Below are 17,632 nucleotides of genomic sequence, written 5' to 3'. Positions count from 1 at the left end.
TATCGGCTTGCTCGATCAGGGGGGATCAGGCTTTGAGCCTGGCGATGAACGCCTGCAGGTTGGTCAGCAACCGCTCGACCTTCTGCTCGGGGTTCAGGTTCTCCCGGTACCGGTTGCCCAGCGCGGGGGTCTTCTTGCCGCGCGCGTACAGCGAACAGTTCAGATCGGTGCACATGTAGGTGCCGATCGTGTTGCCGTTGCGCCCGGACGGGCCGGCCTTGGCCGCGGTCAGCAGGGAAACCCCGCTACCGGTGTGCGTGGTCAGGCAGATCGAACACATCTGTGCCCGGCCGGACCCACCGGTTTCGTAGCGCAGCGCGACGCCGACCAGCTCGTCGTCCAGCGGGACGACCAGATAGCACCGGCCCGGCAGCGACGGATCCGACCAGCCGAGGAAATCGAGGTCGTCCCAGGGACGTTCGTCGAGTTCGCGCGGTACCGGCAGCCGCTTGGCTTCGGACTTGGAACAGTTGATGAACGACGATCGGATATCGCGTTCGGTCACTGGTTTCATGGCATGGCACTCCGTTTCCATCTCGTTGGTGTGAAACCGAAGAGACGTTACGTTCGCTAACGGCCTGGCGACAAATGTATTTCGCCGGAAAGACCCGTTGACCTGCCTGCTGTGAAGATCGTCACCGACCGCCGGACAAGCCCCGCCGGACCTGGTCCGGCGGGGCTTGTCCGCTACGGCGTGTCCGACGGTTCGTCCTCGATCTCGGCCGCGGGCGCCTGCTCGGGCACCGCGACCGGGCGCAGCATTGCCCACGCGAGGAACAGCACGGCCACCACGGCCATGCCGATCCCGGCCCAGAGGTTGACGTTGACGCCGCCGGTCTTGGCCTGCTCGGCGGCGGCGTTGTGCACCAGTCCGGTGATCACCAGGATGACGCCGTAGCTGCCGAGGAGGGCGCCGACGATGGTGCGGATGTCGAAAAGCATTGCGGCTCCTTATCCGACGACGATGTTGAGGACGATGACGAGCGCCAGGGCGATACCCGCGAGCAGCACCGGGCGCTGGTACCAGGGCAGCGACGCCTCGTCGGGATCGGTGCGCACCTCCTTGGGCGTCTCCGAATAGACCAGGCCGACGAGTTCGGCGACCGGTTTCGGCCTGGTCACCTGGGTGACCAGCACGCTCACCACGATGTCGACCACGAAGGCGACGCCCGCGGCCACGAAACTCGCGCCCTGGCCCGACAATTCGAACACCTTGGTCTCGTGCAGGATGAAAACGACAATGGCCGAACCGGTTCCGCAGACCAGGCCCATCCAGCCCGCCGCCGGGGTCATCCGCTTCCAGAACATGCCGAGAATGAAGGTCGCGAACAACGGCGCGTTGAAGAAACTGAACAGGGTCTGCAGATAGTCCATCATGTTGCTGAAACTCGACGCGATGAACGAGGTGAAGATCGCCGCGACGGTGGCGCCGACGGTCGCCCACCGCCCGATATTCAGGTAGTACCCGTCCGGCCGATCCTTGCGCACATATTGCTGCCACAGGTCATAGCTGAAAACCGTATTGAACGCGGAGATATTGGCGGCCATGCCGGCCATGAACGCGGCGAGCAGACCGGCCAGACCCACGCCGAGCAGTCCGTTCGGCAAGACGTCTTTCATCAGATACAGCAGCGCCTGGTTATAGGTGGTGTCACCACTGAAATCCGGATCTGCCGCCTTGGCCGCCTTGTATTCGCTCATCTGCGGCACCAGCACGGCGCTGATCATGCCGGGGATCACCACGATCAGCGGGATGAACATCTTCGGGTAGGCGCCGATGATCGGCGTCCGCCGGGCGGCCGAGATGGAGTGCGTGGCCAGCGCCCGCTGCACCTCGACGAAGTTGGTGGTCCAGTAGCCGAACGAGAGCACGAACCCGAGACCGAACACGATGCCGATCACCGACAGGATGTTGCTGCTGAAGCCGCTGAGCGCGTTACCGGGCCACGAATCCAGCTGCGCGCCGCCACCCGGCGAGGCGGTCACCTTGTCCCGCAATCCATCCCAGCCGCCGACCTTGTGCAGGCCGACCAGCGTGAGCGGCAGCAGCGCGGCCACGATGACGAAGAACTGCAGCACCTCGTTGTAGATCGCGGCGGACAAGCCGCCGAGGGTGATGTAGGACAGCACGATCACCGCCGCGATCACCACCGACAGCCACAGCGGCCAGCCCAGCAGCACGTTCAGGATGGTGCCGAGCAGATACAGGTTGACGCCCGCGATCAGCACCTGGGCGATGGCGAAGCTGAGCGCGTTCACCAGGTGCGCGCCGGTGCCGAACCGCCTGCGCATGAACTCGGGGACGCTGCGCACCTTGGAGCCGTAGTAGAACGGCATCATCACCACGCCGAGGAACAGCATGGCCGGGACCGCGCCGATCCAGAAGTAGTGGAAGGTCGGGAATCCGTACTGGGCGCCGTTGGCCGACATGCCCATGATCTCGACCGCGCCGAGGTTGGCGGAGATGAACGCGAGACCGGTCACCCAGGCGGGCAGCGACCGCCCGGAGAGGAAGAAGTCGATGCTGGACGAGACGCGCTGTCTGGCCAGTAAGCCGATGCCGAGTACGAAGACGAAATAGAGCGCCACCAAGGCGTAGTCGACCGGGTCCGCGTCGAGTCGCAGCGTGGTCGCGGCCTCGACATGGGTGGACATCCGTGGCTCGGCGGCGAGCAGCACGGAGGTCAGAACGGGTGAATCGGCAAGCGGCACAGCGTCCCTCCTGGCGGTAAACCTGGCGTCGAGCGGGATCCTTCGTGGTACGAGGTCGTGCGTCTACGGGTACTGCGTGGCGCGCGAGTCCCTCGTCGCCGGCCGAATGGTGTCGGCCGACACCCACTCTGCGTGATTGTGCCTCACTCGCGAGGCACAATCGCGCACAAAGAACTCGGTCGGTCGCTCAGTCGAGCCGGTGCGCACCGGCTGCCGGGCCGACGACGAAGGTTCGCGGCTCGGCAAAGCCTGCGTCCGCGAACTGTTTCCGGGTCGCGTCCACCACGGCGGCGGTGTGCGCGCGGTCGACGAGCGCGATCGCACTGCCGCCGAATCCACCGCCGACCATGCGCGCGCCGTGCGCCCCGGCGGCGCGGGCGGCGGCGACGGCGGTGTCCAGCGCGGGCGTGGACACCTCGAAATCGTCGCGCAGCGACGCGTGCGCCGCGGTGAGCACCGGCCCGATCGCGCGCGGATCCGCACCACTGCGCAATTCTTCGGCAACCCGCAGGACGCGCGCGTTCTCCGTCACGACATGTCGCGCGCGGCGGCGCAACACCGGATCGGCGAGCCGCGCCACGTCGGCCACCGCCGCGACATCGCGCAGCGCCGGCACACCGAGTTCGGCGGCGGCGGCTTCGCATTGGGCGCGCCGCTCGGCGTAGCCGCCGTCGACCAACTCGTGTGGCTGCCCGGTGTCGATCACCAACAGCTCCAACCCGAATCGGGCCAGATCGAACGGAATCTGTTCGTAGGCAACGTTGTTCGCATCGTCGTCGGCGAGGAAGCCGCGGATGTCGAGGAACAGTGCGTGCCCCGCGGTGCACATGATCGAGGCGGACTGGTCCAGCAAACCGGTGGGCGCGCCGACGTAGTCGTTCTCCGCGGCGCGGGCCAGCTCGATCAGCGCACGATCGGTGACGGTGGGCGCGAACAGATCCCGCAGCGCGATGGCCACCGCGCAGGACAGCGCGGCCGAGGAGGACAGCCCCGCGCCGATCGGCACGGCGCCGTCCAGCACGAGATCGACCCCGTCGACGGCGTGCCCCCGGCGCACGAACTCGGCGACCACCCCGAGCGGATACCGCGACCAGCCCGGCACCCGATCCCGCTGGGCGGCCAGTTCCGCCACCGCGACCAGCACGGTCTCACCCGGCCGCTGCCGGGACGTGACCCGCACTTGCTGGTCCGGGCGCACCCTGGCCGCGCACTCGACCACCAGGGGCAGCGCGATCGGCAACACGAATCCGTCGTTGTAGTCGGTGTGTTCGCCGATGATGTTGACCCGCCCCGGCGCCGCCCACGTCTGCACTGGTCCCTCGCTGTCTGTCGTGTCCACTCCTACCCGTCCGGCCCACGTTACGAGACACGCCGTCGTAGCACTGGTTTCGGCCGTCGGAGGTGCGCGATTCCCCTTTGTGACGCAGAGTCGATTTTGTCGCATTACCGGCCTGCAAATTAGGCCGGGCTTTTTGGGAGGGCACTATGATTCACACCACCCCGCGCAGCGGTCCAGTGGGGCGGCGCGGCCGCCTGGTCGGACTGCCATGGATAGATCGGCTACGTCCACCCCTGGGCAGACCGGTCGCCGGGGCGCCGTTGACGATCGAGATCGGTGCCGCGACCGGGGCAGGCCCGACAGCTATGTCGGCCTTCGACGCAGCACTGCGCGAACTGGGAGTAGGTGATGCCAACTTGATCCGACTGTCGTCGGTCATTCCGCCCGGGGCGACGTTGGCGCGCACCGGCCGCGTGCGTAAACCGATACCGTGGGGCGATCGCCTCTATTGCGTGTACGCGGTGCAGCATGCGCACGAACCCGGCCAGACCGCCGCGGCGGGCATCGGCTGGGTGCTGCGCGACGACGGTTCCGGCGCGGGCTTGTTCGTCGAGCACGAGGCCGAGACGACCGCGCAGGTCACCGCGCTGATCCGGTCCAGCCTCGACGATATGACCAGGCATCGACCGGACACCTTCGGCCCGATCCAGCTGTGCACGACCGAGACCACCGCCGACGGCGGGCCGACCTGCGCGCTGGTGCTCGCGGCGTACCACACCACCCCGTGGGGGTTCCGGCGATGAACGACGTGCACATCACCATCGACACCAAGGTGCCCGACGATCAGATCGACCGGTTCTACGAACTGTACGAGGACGCATTCGGCCCGCTGCGCACCAAAGCCATCGCCAGACAGGTGTTGCACCGCGACGAATTCCGCGCCGAAATGATCGATGCCCGGGTACAGAAACACGTGGCCAGAACCGCTTTCGGCGAGCCGATCGGGGTGACCACGCTGACCAGACATCTCGACACCGTGCCGTGGATCAGTCCGGAATACTTCGCGGCCCGGTATCCTGAACATGCGGCGCGGGACGCGATCTTCTACATCGGTTTTACCCTCGTTACGCCAAGAGCGCGGCAAGGGGTCGCATTCCATGCCATGATCGAATCAGTTGCCCAGGTTTTGATAGCCGAACGCGCTGTGTTCGGTTGGGACATGTGCTCGTACAACAACACTCGGCCCTGGTTCACCGGCCACATCAAGTCGGTGCTCGACGAGTTGGAGCTCGAGGTTGCGGTGGAGGATACGCAGACCTACTACGCGGCCTGGTTCACCGGGGACGGAGCGACCAAGGGGGGCTGATGACAGTCAGCGAAGGGCCGCGGTCAGCAGGGCGGCAGCAATTCCGAACACGGTGGTACGCACTGCTTCTCGGGGGAAGCGCGGCCGCGATCATGGTGCATGTCGCGGTCGAGTCACTGGTGCTGACCTACCTGACGATGGCGATCATCCTGGCGGGCACGCTCGCCATGATCGGCACCGGCCTGTGGATGCACCGCCCGGCGCGGCCGCTGCCCTGGTATCTGCTGTCGGCCTCGTCGGTGCTCTCGGCCACGGGCAGCGCGCTGCGGGAGACCTCCGAACACGGCTTGCATCCGATCGACGACGCGTTCACCTTGCTCGGCTATCTGACCGTCGGCCTCGCCGCCCTGATCTGGTTGCGCCCCCGTCAGGTCCGCGGCAACTACGACCTGGTGCTCGACTCCGGGTTGATCGGGCTCGGCGCGCTGCTCGCGTCCTGGACCTTCCTGATCTCCCCCATCCTGCGCACCCACGACAACACCATGAACACCATGGTGGCCGCCACCTATCCGGTGCTGGACGCCCTGCTGTTGACGCTGATCGCGCATTCGGTGGCCACCTCGACCCGCTCGGAAACCTCGCTGCGGCTGGTGCACATCGGGCTGATCGCCGCGCTCATCGGCGACCTGGGCTACAGCATGGAGGCCGCGGGCACGATCGCGGTCAGCCGCGACATGCTGATGGCGCCGCTGCTGGCCGCGTACGCGACCGGCGGCGTCGCGGCGCTGCACCCGACGATGGTCGGCCTGGGCAACCCGCGCCGGATCCACCCGCACCACTCCCGGCAGCGGGCCAGCTTCATCGCGGTCGCGCTGATCGTCGCGTCGCTGGTGCCGGTGGTCGGTTCCTCGCTCGGCATGCTCGATCGCGTGGTGGTGTCGTCACTGTTCGCGCTGCTGCTCATCGGGGTGCTGGTGCGCAGCGAGCGGGCCATCGTGCGCAGTTCGCGCAGTGAGCGACGCGCCCAGCACCAGGCCGATCACGACATGCTCACCGGGCTGCTCAACCGCTCCGCGCTGTTACGCGCGCTGAATCGCAACAGCGAGCGGTGGGCCGAACAACCACTCTGCCTGCTCTTCATCGATCTCGACGGCTTCAAGATGGTCAACGACAGCTACGGGCACGCGGTGGGCGACGAGCTGATCGCGAACGCCGCCTCGCGCATCCGGCGCGTGGTGCTGCGCGACGATGTGGTCGCCCGCTACGGCGGCGACGAATTCGTGGTGCTCTCCCCGCTCGGCCGGCAGGAGGCCGCGACCCTGGCCGAACGACTGCTCGGCGCGTTCGTGCGGCCGTTCGAGCTGAGCGCGGGCGAAATCCCGATCACCGCGAGCATCGGCATCGCCTGTGGTTCGCCGCGCAGCACCGACTCCACCATCTACGACCTCATCCGGGACGCCGATTCGGCCATGTACCACGCAAAGGAATACGCGCTCGGCTACGCGTTCCACGACGACGCGCGGCACGCGCCCGATACCGTGCGGCACGCTGGGGCCGATACCGTGCGGCACGCCGAGAGCGGGCGGCGGATCTGGCACGCGAGCACCAGATCCACCAGCACCGCGGTCTGACGGTCTACACCGTCGACAGCACCGGGCGGTCTAGTCGGCCAGTTCCTCGAGCAGCCGCCGGGCCGCCTCCAGCTCGGCCTGCAGCGCTTGCACCTTGGCCTCCTGGGCTTCCCGCGCGGCGTCGAGAATGCCGGCCACCACGTCGGCCACCTCCGGGTGCAGGATCTTGGCGGCCTGCGCCACCGCGGAACTGGGCACCGCGAGGCCGCGCACCGCGCGCTTCTTGCCGCTGACCACGTCGACGGACCATTCGCCGTCGGCGGTACCGGTCAGCGTGACCGTGACCTCGGGCGTCTTCGCCTTCGGCCGGGCCGCCGCCTTGGCGGGCTTCGCGCCGGCCGGGCTCGGCTTGGGCGCGGGCGCCTTGCTCGCGCCGCTGTCCTGTTCCTCCGATTCCGGCGTGCTCGCAACGGGTTTCGGGACCGCCGGGGGCGGGGTGACGGAACTGGCGGGGGTGGGTGTCGCGGTGCTCGTCAAGGTCGACGGCTGGGTCACGGGTGTTTCCTTCCTGGTTGTCGACTTCGGCTGGGCGGTGGAAACAGGCGCCGCACCTCGCTGCGGCTTGGTCAACGTCACTTCTGTCGGAGAAAAGGACAGTACATCCTTCGAGCCGGTGGGCCGGACCTGCAGGAAGTCTCCGTCGGCTGGATCGCCGAGCGCGATCACCTTTCCCGACCGTCCTTCCGGCACGCCCACCGCGGCGGCGGTGAACCACACCATGGGCGGCTTGCCGCCGGCGATTTCGGTGGCAATCCGCTGAATCTCGCTGTCCGACAATGGCTTGGGCTTGGTTCTGGTCGACGGCATTGATGACTCCGAGCAATATTCGTGGATGGCTGCGTGCACAGATGATGCCGCACCGCACCGACAGATTTGCAGGCCACCGGGAAATCGAGGCCGAGAACACGACGAACCGCCGGGTCAGCGAACCCGGAGCTACACCGCGGCGCGCCGGTCGGATCGCCTTACCGCTCAGTGTTTTCGGCGGGCGTCAGTTCCGGTCGGGCGGCGCCTGCAGCGCCGGGAACCAGATATCGGCGAGCACCTCCGCGGCCCGCTCCGCGGACACGTTGATGGTGCCCTGGACGGCCCAGCGGGTGAAGAAGCGTTCGAGTTGGGCGACAAGCAGTTCCACCCGCAGCCGCGCCTCGTCCGCGCGATCGGCGGGCCAGCGGGCGAGGTAGGAGGTCATCGCGTTGGGCAGCGCCAGGATCCCGTTGCGCGCGATCTCGCGGAACTCCGACTCCAGCGCGGTGGCCTCGTCCCAGGCGGGCAGCAGGTCCTTGTGCTCGTGGAACCAGGCGATCGCCCGGGTCACCCAGGCGACGAACTCGGCCCGCGAACCGGTGTCGAGCACCCGGTCCAGATCCTCGTAGAAATGCAGCGCGCTCGGGGCCGTGCCCTGTGCGGCGATCGCGCGCAGCACCTCCTGTTTCGAGTTGAAGTGCAGGTAGAAGGTGGCGCGACTGCAACCGACGGCGGCGGCGATGTCGTCCACCCGCACCGCGGCGTAGCCCCGGTCGGTGAACAGCTCCTTGGCGCAGGCCAGCAGGCGAGCCCTGGTCTGCTGCTTCTGTTCGTCCCGCAGGTTGCTGCCCGCCGGGCTCGGGTTGGTGCGCAACGGCTACCCCATGTCGGTCGAATGCTGTGCTGACGTGCGACTTTCGCTGCTCGAGTGTACTGAAGCGGAGGTGCACCGCGTCTCACTAGACAATACGTCATTCACTAGACGCAGTGTCTAGCGAGTGTTACCTTGTTGCCTACGTCACTCCGGTCGCCACGGCACCGGACGGTTCCGGCGCCGCGGCGCCACCGCAGGTGGGTGACGTCCCCGCTCAGCACGAGGACACTGAATGACTCCAACCGAACTCCCCCGCGTCGGCGTGATCGGTGCGGGCCCGTCCGGGATCACCGCCGCCAAACGATTGCAGGACCACGGCATCCCGTTCGATTGCTTCGAGGCCTCCGACGAGGTCGGCGGCAATTGGTATTTCAAGAACCCGAACGGCATGTCGGCGTGTTATCAATCGCTGCACATAGATACGAGCAAATTCCGGCTCGCCTTCGAAGATTTCCCGGTGCCCGCGGATTGGCCGGATTTCCCGCACCATTCGCAGTTGTTCCAGTACTTCAAGGACTATGTCGATCATTTCGGGCTGCGCGACAAGATACTTTTCGACACCGTGGTGACCGCCGCCGAACGGGCGCCCGACGGCAGCTGGCTGGTGACGAGCAATGACGGCCACACCCGCCGCTACGACGTGTTGATCGTGTGCAATGGGCACCACTGGGATCCGAATCTGCCCGACTATCCCGGGGAATTCGACGGCGTGCTGCTGCACAGCCACGCCTACAACGATCCGTTCGATCCGGTGGACATGCGCGGCAAACGGGTCGTGGTCGTCGGGATGGGCAACTCCGGACTCGATATCGCCTCCGAGCTGTCCCAGCGCTTCCTCGCCGCGAAACTCACCGTCTCGGCCCGGCGCGGCGTCTGGGTGCTGCCGAAGTACGTGCACGGCAAGGTCGGCGACAAACAGTCGGTGCCGAGCTGGATGCCGCGCAAGGTGTCGCTACGGCTCAAGCAGCGGTTCGTCCGGAAGTTCCGGGGCGACATGGAGTTCTACGGCCTGCCCAGACCCGACCACCGCCCGTTCGAGGCGCATCCCTCGGCCAGCGAGGAGTTCTTGCACCGGGCCGGCTGCGGCGATATCGCCTTCAAACCGGCGATCACCGCGCTGGAAGGTCCGCGGGTGCGTTTCGCCGACGGCAGCACCGAAGCGGTGGACGTGATCGTCTGCGCCACCGGCTATCGGATCGCCTTCCCGTTCTTCGCCGACCCGGACCTGTTGCCGGACGCCCGAAATCGGTTCCCGCTGTTCCAGCACATGATGAAACCCGGTGTGCCCGACCTGTTCTTCCTCGGGCTGGCCCAGCCGCTGCCGACCCTGGTGAACTTCGCCGAACAGCAGAGCAAGTTCGTCGCCGCCTATCTCACCGGCAACTATCTGCCGCCCGCGGTACCGGAGATGCACGCGGCCGTGCGCGCGGCCGAGGCCGCCCGGACCGGCCGCTACTACGACTCGCCCAGGCACACCATCCAGGTGGAGTTCGAACCGTACGTGCGGGCGATGCGGCGGGAAATGACCGAGGGCGCGAAACGCGCTGCGGCAGCGGGTAACCCGTTGCCGGTGCCGGCCCGAGCGCTGGAGCGCGCGTGACCGGCGAGCCGCGGACCGCGGGATACTGCGCGGACCGGTTCGCGGAGGTGCGCACGGAATTGGAGAACCGCCTCGCCGCCGGCGAAGAGCTCGGCGCGGCCGTCTGCGTCACGGTGGACGGCGTCGCGGAGGTCGACCTGTGGGGCGGCTACCGCGATGTCGAACGCACCCGGCCGTGGACGGCGGACACCCTGGTCAACGTGTTCTCGATCAGCAAGACGATGACCGCGCTCAGCGCGCTGCTGCTGGTCGACCGGGGCGAGCTCGACGTGCACCAGCGAGTGGCGCACTACTGGCCCGAATTCGCCGCGAACGGCAAGGGCGACATCGAGATTCGGCACCTGCTCGGCCACACCTCCGGTGTCTCGGGCTGGGCGCCGCCGATCGCATTGCGCGATATCTACGACGCCGAGTCCGCCTGCGCTCGCCTCGCCGCTCAGCCGCCGTGGTGGGAGCCGGGCACCGCCTCGGGCTATCACGCGCTGAACTACGGGCACCTGATCGGCGAGCTGGTGCGGCGCATCACCGGACAGACGCTGGGCCGATTCTTCGCCGCCGAACTCGCCGAGCCGCTCGGCGCGGACTTCCACATCGGCACGCCCGCAGCACATCACGAGCGCATCGCGCCCCTCGTGCCGCCGCCGCAGCTCGAATTCGACCTGGCCGCACTGGATCAGGACAGCGTGCTGGTCAAAACGCTCACCAGCCCGCTGCTCGACCTCGCCGAGACCGCGAGCACCGGGTGGCGCGAGGCCGAGATCGGCGCGGTGAACGGGCACGGCAACGCTCGCTCGGTGGCGCAGGTGCAATCGCTGGTGTCCTGCGGCGGCGTGCTCGACGGCCGGCGCTTCCTGTCGGAGCGGACCATCGAGCTGATCTTCGACCAGCAGTCCGACGGTATCGATCTGGCACTGCTGGTGCCGCTGCGCTTCGGCCTCGGCTACGGGCTGCCGCAGGCGCAGACCGCGCCCGCGGTACCGGACGGCCGGGTCTGCTGGTGGGCGGGCTACGGCGGCGCGATGGTGGTCAACGACCTGGACCGGCGCATCACCGTCGCATACACCATGAACAAGATGGCGCCCGGTCTGATCGGTTCCCCGCGCGCCGACGCCTACCTGCGTGCGGTGTTCAACGCGGTCCGCGCCGAGCAGGGAGCATCGGCATGATGCGCGCCCTGCAGCTCACCGAGCCCGGCGTGCTCGAGCTGCGCGAGGTGCCGGTCCCCGAGATCGGGCCCGACGAGCTGCTGCTGCGCGTCGGCGCGGCCGGGATCTGCCATTCCGATCTCCATGTGCTGCACCTCCCGTTCCAGCTGCGCGCGCAGCCGCTGACGCTCGGACACGAGGTCGCGGGAACCATCGAGGCGGTCGGCGCGGCGGTCGAGGGCCGCAGCGCCGGCGAGCGCGGCGTCGTCTACCTGTGCTGGTCGTGCGGCCGGTGCCGGGAGTGCGCGTCCGGCAACGAGAATGTCTGCCTGGCCGCGGGCCGCAGTGCGATGCCGCCGTGCCCCGGGCTCGGTCCGGACGGCGGCATGGCCGAGTACCTCCGCATGCCGGCCGACGCGTTCGTGCCGATCGGCGATCTCGATTTCCGGCAGGCCGCTCCGCTCGCGGATGCGGCGCCGACGCGGTATTCGACTTCGTCGGCAACGACCAGACCTGCGCGCTCGCCGTCGCCACGGTCGCGCCGAACGGCGCCTACCGGATGATCGGCCTCGGCGGCGGCACGCCGGAGATCACCGCGGCGCCCGCGGGCGGCCCGGGCTGGCCGTGGGGCGCCTCGATCCGAAAGTCCTACGGCGGCACCAAATCCGATCTGATCGAGTCCGTCGCGCTGGCTCGGTCGGGCAAGCTCGAGCTCGCGGTCGAGCAGTACGCACTGGCCGACGGGCGCGCGGCGCTCGACCGGCTCGAGCGTGGGCTGGTCACCGGTCGCGCGGTAGTGGTTCCATGAATGAGGGAGTGCGGTAGATGACGAAGCCGTTCGATGCACAGGCGTTCGCCGCGGCGGCCGTGGCCCGTTTGACCGGCCCCGGTGGCCGTTTCGAGATGGCGATCGAGGACGTGCTCGGCGCGCCGATACCGTTGCTGCGCAACCGAGCCCGCTCGCTGGGCGAGGTCCTGGCCAGCGCGGCGGACTGGGGCGCGCGCGACTACCTGGTGACCGAGGACCGCCGGATCTCGTTCACCGAGCACGCGGGCGCGGTCGGCGCGCTGGCCGGGGCGCTACGAGACCGGTACGGCGTCGGCCGGGGCGATCGCATCGGCATCCTGGCCGCCAACACCCCGGAATGGGTCTGCGCATTCTGGGCCGCGCAGCAGCTCGGCGCGATCGCGGTGGGTTACAACGCGTGGTGGACGCCGCGAGAGATCGCCTACGGCGTCGCGCACACCGCCCCCGCCGTGCTCATCGTCGACGCGAAACGCGCGGCCCTGGTCGCGGAACTGGATATCCGGGTGCCCGTGCTCACCATGGAACACGACCTGCCCGCATTGCTCGCCGAATTCGCCGGTGCGACACCGGCACTCGCGCCGGTGGACGAGGACGACCCGGCCGTGGTGCTCTACACCAGCGGCACGAGCGGGCGGCCGAAAGGCGCGGTGCACTCGCATCGAAACCTGGTGTCGGTCATCGGCTATCACCAGTTCAACGACGCGCTCGCGGCCGAGTTCGCGGGCGCCGGTGCGATACCGAGCGGCCGCAGGTTTCTGCTCACCTCGCCGCTGTTCCACATCGCCAGCCTGCACAACCTCGTGGTGCCCCGGCTGGTGACCGGTGACACCGCGGTGCTCTATCAGGGTGGCTTCGACGCCGACCGGGTGCTGCGGCTCATCGAACGCGAACGCGTCACCAACTGGGGCGCCATGCCCACCATGGCGACCCGGCTGCTCGAACGCGACCTGTCCGGCTACGACCTGTCCTCGCTGGTGTCCTTCTCGCTGAACTCCGCGCCGTCCTCGGCGGCGCTACAACATCAACTGCGCGAACGGCTTCCGGTCGCGCGGACCGCGCTGGTCACCAGTTACGGACTCACCGAGTCCAGCACGGCGGCCACCATCGCCACCCCGGCCGAACTCGCCGCGTTCCCGGATACCGTGGGCCGCCCCGTGATCGGGGCCGAGGTGCAGATCCGCGACAGTGCCGGGCAGGCCGTGCCGGACGGCACCGAGGGTGAGATCTGTGTGCGCAGCCCGTATGTGATGCTCGGGTACTGGAACGACGACGCGGCCACCGCGGCGGCGATCACCGCCGACCGCTGGCTGCGCACCGGCGATATCGGGGTGCTCACCGACGGCCGGCTGCGATTGTCCGGGCGGCGTTCGGATCTCATCCTGCGCGGCGGCGAGAACGTCTATCCCGTCGAGATCGAGCAGTGCCTCGAGGAGCATCCCGCGGTCCGCGAGTGCGCCGTCGTCGGCATCCCCGACCCGGATCTCGGCCAGCAGGTCGCCGCCGTGATCGTGCTCGAAAACCTCGCGGCGACAACCGAAGCGGAGTTGCGCGCGTTCACCGCGGAACGGCTCGCCTACTACAAGGTGCCCGCGCGCTGGCGCCTCACCACCACCGAACTGCCGCGCAACGCCACCGGCAAAGTGGTGCGCACGGGAATCGAGGTCTGACGGACACGGTTGACAGCACCGTAAAATTGCTGGTGCCTCGTCCACGAGAAACGTGCCGAAGTTCCTGGACAAGGCACTAGAACGGGTGACTTTGTTCGCCCGGCCGCTCGCGAGGAGTCGACGTGGACGTTTTCGAGCATCAGGGCAGGGCTGTGGCCTACGACCGGGTGGGCAGCGGGACGCCGGTCGTCTTCCTGCACAACGCGGGCACCCAGCGCCACATCTGGGACGACCAGGTGGCGGCACTGCGCGACGAGCACGAGGTGTTCGCGATCGACCTGCCCGGCTACGGGCAATCCGAGCAGCCCGCGGCGGGCTATCGCCTCGCCGATTACGTGCGGATGCTCGGCGCCTTCCTCGACGCGCATCGGCTCGCGAGCGTGACGCTCGTCGGCAATTGCCTCGGCAGCGCCACCGCCCTGCGCTACGCGATGGACCGTCCGGAGCGAGTGCGCGCGCTCGTGCTGATCAACCCGCTCACCTGGGACACCGTCCGTTCCGGTCAGTCGGCGGGCCTGGCCTGGGCGGACGCACGACTCCCGCTGGGCCCGCTGGCCCGCAGGCTGGCGTTGCCCGGCCCGGCGGTGTCGCTGATCATCGGCAACCAGCTCGGCGCTCGTGGCCGGGCCCAGCAGTTGCAGAACTCGCCTCGGCTGCGCGCGCACTGGTCCGATCGCGGCCGCCTGCAAGCTCTGCACGGCTTGGTGCAGGACTTCCCCGCCTTCGCGGCCTTCGACGAGTTCACCCCGCCCGCCGCCTTCCCGCCGATCTGCACGATCTGGGGTAAGCAGAACCGCATCCTGTCGGCCCACGCCGGCGCCCGGCTCAGCCGCACGTTGCGAGCGCATACCGCGGTGGAATTGCCCGATTGCGGTCACCTGCCGATGGTGGAGGACCCGGCCGGAGTCAGCGCGATCATCACCGACTTCCTTGCGACCGCGCACGGAGCCACGGTTCCCGAGGCCGCGGGTGGTCTCTGAGTCGACCGGCTCAGAGCGGCGCCGAGGTCGGGTACAGCTCGGCGAAGCTGTCCGAGCGCACACCGCAACCGGCGCACTCGAATTCGATGCCGAGGGTCAGCATCCAGGTGATCCGGGTGTGACAGGTATCGCACATGAAGTCCACCCCCTCGGGATGGCAGCACGGCCGTTTGCGGATGAACCACTCGGCGCGATGCCGGCAGGGGACGGTGTCGAAGCGGAGGGTGCAGGCCGGTGCGGCGGGGAGCTGAGCGACGATCGCCTCGAAAGTCGTTGGGACCGTTTCGGAGTTCATCGGTGGTACCTTCCGGCAGGGCAGAGCGGGAGACCGCGGTGGGTCGGTGCGTACCCACACCTGGCAGATCGTTTGCTCAATAATTGCCGTTACTCGGTGTAGATTCGACGTCCGATACGTCCGCTACTGCCCGTCCACCGGGTTTGATGAGACACCTTCCGGGAACCCGGTCGAATAGAGCCGTCGAGGAAAGGGATCCGTCATGTTGTTGCGCCGACTTGCCCGCCCACTACTTGCCACTGTCTTCGTCGTGGAGGGTGTCGATACGCTGCGGCACCCGGAGTCACGCGTGAAGGCGGCCACCGAACTGGTGCAGCGCGGCCAGCGTCAGCTGCCCGAGCAGTACGCCGCAAAATTGCCCAACGATCCGGGGACCGTCGTCCAGGTCAATGCCGCCGCCCAGGTAGCTGGCGGTGTGCTCCTCGCGCTCGGCAAGGCGCCACGCCTGGCCGCGCTGGTGCTCGCGGCGACCGTGGTCCCGGCCACGGTCACCGAACAGGACTTCTGGAACGAGCCCGATCCCGCGCAGAAGGCGGCCAAACGCAACGCGTTCCTCAAGGATCTCGGGCTGCTCGGCGGGTTGATGATCGCGGCCGCCGATACCGAGGGCAAACCGTCGCTGGGCTGGCGCGGCCGGCGTGCCGCCCGTGGCGCGGCCGCGACGGTCAGCGCCGCGCTGCCGTTCACCGGCTCCTCCGACAGCGCAGCGACCGAGGGGCTGCGCCGCCGGGCGCACGAAGTCGCTTCGGCGGCAGGCGCTCTCGGTAGCACTGCGGCCACCAAGGGCTCCGAACTCGCCGACACCGTGCAGCAGCACGGCCCCGAATGGGCCGCCGCCGCAAAGGAACACGCGGCACCGCTGGTCGAGACCGCGAAGGAACGCGGCGCCGAACTCGCCGACGTGGCCAAGCACCGCGGCGCCGAACTCGCCGAGCGCGCCAGGACCCGCGGACCCAAATGGGCCGAACTGGCCAAGGAGCGCAGTGCCGAACTCGCCGAGCTGGCCAAGGAACGCGGCGCCGAACTCGCCGATGTCGCCAAGCACCGCGGCGCCGAATGGGCCGAGGTCGCCAAGGAACGCGGCGCCGAGCTGGCCGAGACCGCGCGCGAGCGCGGCGCCGACCTCGCCGACACCGCCCGCGACCGCGGACCCGAGCTCGCCGAGACCGCCCGCAAGCGGGGCAACCGGTTCGCGGACACCGCCCGGCACCGGGTGGAGCAGCGGCTGCACTGAGGTCGAATACCAGGGATCGAAAAACTAGGCCGACTCTTCGTATCCCACACCACGATCGGCCAGCACGGCGTCCAGCGACCGCATCCGGCGGAAGCTGGGCGCCAAGCCGGTTACCTCGATCGGACGATCGACGCACCGCGTCTTGGTGATCAAAACCATTCGCCGACAAGTCTTTTCGAGATGCGTCTGGGCGTCGAACAGCACACGCAGGCCGGCGGCGGACAGAAAGGTGACCGGCGAGAGATCTATGACGATCACCGCGGATCGGGCACCGATGACCCGGCTCAGCTGATCGCGGAAGCTCGGCGCGGTCCAGAGATCTATCTGGCCGTACACCATCATCATCGCGATATCGTGCCGTGGGCGGAACACCGAAAAACGAAGCAGGTCAGCGACTTCGGCCGACCTGTCCGGCGGAACAGCGGCGTACCGCGCATCGTCGTTGCTGGACATTGGACGACTCCTCGGCCCGTCTCGGTGGCGGGACGGACCTGTCTACCAAGTGAAGCACGGCGTCTCGGGCCTGTACAGCACAGCAGCCTTTCGACAACGCGGCACCCTTCGAACAGCGCATACCCTCGTACAACCCGGCGCACTTCAGGCAACACAGCGACACAGCGGCTTTCGAACTGCACAGCGCTCGTCAGCTCGCGGCTTGCTTGCCGAGCGCTCCCGCGAAGAGCAGGCCGCCGATCACCGCGGCCGGGACGCCCAGCACGATGGTGCCGATGATCGCGCCGATCGGGGCGGCGGCGGCACCGGTCACCAGGCAACCACCGAGGAATCCGGGCACCGCGAGCACGCCGATCGTCGGCACCGCGGCTGCGGCACCGACCAGCGCACCGCCCGCGACACAGCCGAGGGCGGCGCCGATGGTCGTGCCGATCAGCGTGCCGAGCGCGACGCCGAGGCCCGCGACCGTGGCGAAGTTCATCACCGCGGTGTTGAAGTCGGTGGACTGCGGGTCGATGGCGATATCCCGCAGTTCGGCCGGAGCGGGCCGGGCGGTCGCGGGGTCGGTACCGGGAGTGAGGGTGGCGGTGCGCCCGTCGATCCGCGCTGTGATCGGCCATACTTTATTGTCGCTTTGATAGCTGAGCGGCATCGAAACCACCAGACGGCCGGCCGGATCGCGCACCTCGAAGTGGCCGTCGACCGCGCGCAGCGCGCCGATATCAGTGGTGAGCACCACCGATTTGTCGACCGCGCTTGCCGTGTAGTGCATTTCGGTCGGCTCGGCCTGTGCGTGCGCGGTGGCGGCCGAACCGGCCAGTGTGGCAACCACACAGACAGCCACCGCGGCGAATGTCGTTCTACCCATGGGAGTCCCCTCATCGTCTCGCGTCGGTGCACA

Annotated in this window: 17 protein-coding genes and 1 pseudogene; 9 read left to right on the top strand and 9 right to left on the bottom strand. The window is 68.4% G+C overall.

What is annotated here, in order from left to right; translation table 11 throughout:
- Nucleotides 1-25: 25 nt before the first annotated feature.
- From NVU01S_RS13655 to galK, 4 genes are all read right to left on the bottom strand, one after another.
- Nucleotides 26-514, bottom strand: coding sequence for an FBP domain-containing protein (locus NVU01S_RS13655; RefSeq protein WP_043671317.1), 489 nt, complete (start codon nt 512-514; stop codon nt 26-28).
- Nucleotides 515-687: 173 nt separating this feature from the next.
- Nucleotides 688-942, bottom strand: coding sequence for a hypothetical protein (locus NVU01S_RS13650; protein ID WP_043671313.1), 255 nt, complete (start codon nt 940-942; stop codon nt 688-690).
- Between the two features lie 9 nt (nt 943-951).
- A complete protein-coding gene (locus tag NVU01S_RS13645; protein ID WP_043671555.1) occupies nt 952-2,655 on the bottom strand; it encodes a sodium:solute symporter family protein in 1,704 nt (567 codons plus the stop codon).
- A 244-nt stretch (nt 2,656-2,899) separates the two neighbouring features.
- Entirely contained in the window at nt 2,900-4,024 is a 1,125-nt protein-coding gene (gene galK / locus NVU01S_RS13635; RefSeq protein ID WP_082032072.1) for a galactokinase, read from the bottom strand.
- A gap of 173 nt (nt 4,025-4,197) precedes the next feature.
- On the opposite strand from galK, the gene NVU01S_RS13630 reads away from it, so the two are divergent.
- The 3 genes from NVU01S_RS13630 (at nt 4,198) to NVU01S_RS13620 (ending at nt 6,928) form a co-directional block, all read left to right on the top strand.
- Nucleotides 4,198-4,794 carry a pyruvoyl-dependent arginine decarboxylase gene (locus NVU01S_RS13630; RefSeq protein ID WP_244467262.1) on the top strand — a complete coding sequence of 199 codons (597 nt, stop codon included), beginning with the start codon at nt 4,198-4,200 and terminating at the stop codon, nt 4,792-4,794.
- A 29-nt stretch (nt 4,795-4,823) separates the two neighbouring features.
- Complete coding sequence (locus NVU01S_RS13625) at nt 4,824-5,357, top strand: hypothetical protein (protein WP_244896308.1); 534 nt, start codon at nt 4,824-4,826, stop codon at nt 5,355-5,357.
- A 92-nt stretch (nt 5,358-5,449) separates the two neighbouring features.
- Entirely contained in the window at nt 5,450-6,928 is a 1,479-nt protein-coding gene (locus NVU01S_RS13620; protein WP_043671303.1) for a GGDEF domain-containing protein, read from the top strand.
- A gap of 30 nt (nt 6,929-6,958) precedes the next feature.
- On the opposite strand, the gene NVU01S_RS13615 is transcribed toward NVU01S_RS13620, so the two are convergent.
- The gene (locus NVU01S_RS13615) at nt 6,959-7,735 is read right to left on the bottom strand and encodes a DUF6319 family protein (protein ID WP_043671300.1); all 777 of its coding nucleotides are present in this window, start codon (nt 7,733-7,735) and stop codon (nt 6,959-6,961) included.
- 184 nt (nt 7,736-7,919) lie between these two features.
- Nucleotides 7,920-8,549 carry a TetR/AcrR family transcriptional regulator gene (locus NVU01S_RS13610; RefSeq protein ID WP_043671297.1) on the bottom strand — a complete coding sequence of 210 codons (630 nt, stop codon included), beginning with the start codon at nt 8,547-8,549 and terminating at the stop codon, nt 7,920-7,922.
- A gap of 232 nt (nt 8,550-8,781) precedes the next feature.
- Here NVU01S_RS13610 and NVU01S_RS13605 point away from each other — a divergent pair, with 232 nt between their 5' ends.
- The 5 genes and pseudogenes from NVU01S_RS13605 to NVU01S_RS13585 all read left to right on the top strand — a co-directional run bounded on the left by NVU01S_RS13605 (nt 8,782) and on the right by NVU01S_RS13585 (nt 14,749).
- Nucleotides 8,782-10,149: a flavin-containing monooxygenase gene (locus NVU01S_RS13605; protein ID WP_043671294.1), complete on the top strand. Its 1,368-nt coding sequence runs from the start codon at nt 8,782-8,784 to the stop codon at nt 10,147-10,149.
- The gene (locus tag NVU01S_RS13600) at nt 10,146-11,315 is read left to right on the top strand and encodes an EstA family serine hydrolase (RefSeq protein WP_043671291.1); all 1,170 of its coding nucleotides are present in this window, start codon (nt 10,146-10,148) and stop codon (nt 11,313-11,315) included. The genes NVU01S_RS13605 and NVU01S_RS13600 overlap by 4 nt, the downstream gene beginning before the upstream one ends.
- Nucleotides 11,315-12,102 (top strand): annotated as a pseudogene (locus NVU01S_RS13595) (alcohol dehydrogenase catalytic domain-containing protein). Before NVU01S_RS13600 ends, NVU01S_RS13595 begins: the two are co-directional and overlap by 1 nt.
- A gap of 17 nt (nt 12,103-12,119) precedes the next feature.
- Nucleotides 12,120-13,769, top strand: a complete 1,650-nt coding sequence (casG, locus tag NVU01S_RS13590) for a steroid-24-oyl-CoA synthetase (RefSeq protein ID WP_043671288.1) — start codon at nt 12,120-12,122, stop codon at nt 13,767-13,769.
- Nucleotides 13,770-13,891: 122 nt separating this feature from the next.
- A complete protein-coding gene (locus NVU01S_RS13585; protein ID WP_063775973.1) occupies nt 13,892-14,749 on the top strand; it encodes an alpha/beta fold hydrolase in 858 nt (285 codons plus the stop codon).
- A 10-nt stretch (nt 14,750-14,759) separates the two neighbouring features.
- On the opposite strand, the gene NVU01S_RS13580 is transcribed toward NVU01S_RS13585, so the two are convergent.
- Complete coding sequence (locus tag NVU01S_RS13580) at nt 14,760-15,044, bottom strand: hypothetical protein (protein ID WP_029897507.1); 285 nt, start codon at nt 15,042-15,044, stop codon at nt 14,760-14,762.
- 202 nt (nt 15,045-15,246) lie between these two features.
- Between NVU01S_RS13580 and NVU01S_RS13575 the strand changes: the two genes are divergently transcribed.
- Complete coding sequence (locus NVU01S_RS13575; RefSeq protein WP_043671285.1) at nt 15,247-16,278, top strand: DoxX family protein; 1,032 nt, start codon at nt 15,247-15,249, stop codon at nt 16,276-16,278.
- Between the two features lie 24 nt (nt 16,279-16,302).
- Here NVU01S_RS13575 and NVU01S_RS13570 read toward each other — a convergent pair whose 3' ends face one another.
- Both NVU01S_RS13570 and NVU01S_RS13565 read right to left on the bottom strand, forming a co-directional pair.
- The gene (locus tag NVU01S_RS13570) at nt 16,303-16,731 is read right to left on the bottom strand and encodes an STAS domain-containing protein (RefSeq protein ID WP_052280647.1); all 429 of its coding nucleotides are present in this window, start codon (nt 16,729-16,731) and stop codon (nt 16,303-16,305) included.
- 190 nt (nt 16,732-16,921) lie between these two features.
- Nucleotides 16,922-17,599 carry a DUF8020 domain-containing protein gene (locus NVU01S_RS13565; RefSeq protein ID WP_052280646.1) on the bottom strand — a complete coding sequence of 226 codons (678 nt, stop codon included), beginning with the start codon at nt 17,597-17,599 and terminating at the stop codon, nt 16,922-16,924.
- Between the last annotated feature and the right edge of the window lie 33 nt (nt 17,600-17,632).

The sequence above is a fragment of the Nocardia vulneris genome (assembly GCF_001613425.1).
GTDB classification, from domain to species: domain Bacteria; phylum Actinomycetota; class Actinomycetes; order Mycobacteriales; family Mycobacteriaceae; genus Nocardia; species Nocardia vulneris.
This window is presented reverse-complemented; position numbering and strand designations above follow the sequence as displayed.

What these genes read in the sequence shown, in the direction of transcription:
- NVU01S_RS13655 (WP_043671317.1), bottom strand. Translation starts at nt 514, where the DNA reads ATGAAACCAGTGACCGAACGCGATATCCGATCGTCGTTCATCAACTGT.
- NVU01S_RS13650 (WP_043671313.1), bottom strand. Translation starts at nt 942, where the DNA reads ATGCTTTTCGACATCCGCACCATCGTCGGCGCCCTCCTCGGCAGCTAC.
- NVU01S_RS13645 (WP_043671555.1), bottom strand. Translation starts at nt 2,655, where the DNA reads ATGTCCACCCATGTCGAGGCCGCGACCACGCTGCGACTCGACGCGGAC.
- NVU01S_RS13630 (WP_244467262.1), top strand. Translation starts at nt 4,198, where the DNA reads ATGATTCACACCACCCCGCGCAGCGGTCCAGTGGGGCGGCGCGGCCGC.
- NVU01S_RS13620 (WP_043671303.1), top strand. Translation starts at nt 5,450, where the DNA reads ATGGTGCATGTCGCGGTCGAGTCACTGGTGCTGACCTACCTGACGATG.
- NVU01S_RS13615 (WP_043671300.1), bottom strand. Translation starts at nt 7,735, where the DNA reads ATGCCGTCGACCAGAACCAAGCCCAAGCCATTGTCGGACAGCGAGATT.
- NVU01S_RS13605 (WP_043671294.1), top strand. Translation starts at nt 8,782, where the DNA reads ATGACTCCAACCGAACTCCCCCGCGTCGGCGTGATCGGTGCGGGCCCG.
- casG (WP_043671288.1), top strand. Translation starts at nt 12,120, where the DNA reads ATGACGAAGCCGTTCGATGCACAGGCGTTCGCCGCGGCGGCCGTGGCC.
- NVU01S_RS13580 (WP_029897507.1), bottom strand. Translation starts at nt 15,044, where the DNA reads ATGAACTCCGAAACGGTCCCAACGACTTTCGAGGCGATCGTCGCTCAG.
- NVU01S_RS13575 (WP_043671285.1), top strand. Translation starts at nt 15,247, where the DNA reads ATGTTGTTGCGCCGACTTGCCCGCCCACTACTTGCCACTGTCTTCGTC.
- NVU01S_RS13570 (WP_052280647.1), bottom strand. Translation starts at nt 16,731, where the DNA reads ATGTCCAGCAACGACGATGCGCGGTACGCCGCTGTTCCGCCGGACAGG.
- NVU01S_RS13565 (WP_052280646.1), bottom strand. Translation starts at nt 17,599, where the DNA reads ATGGGTAGAACGACATTCGCCGCGGTGGCTGTCTGTGTGGTTGCCACA.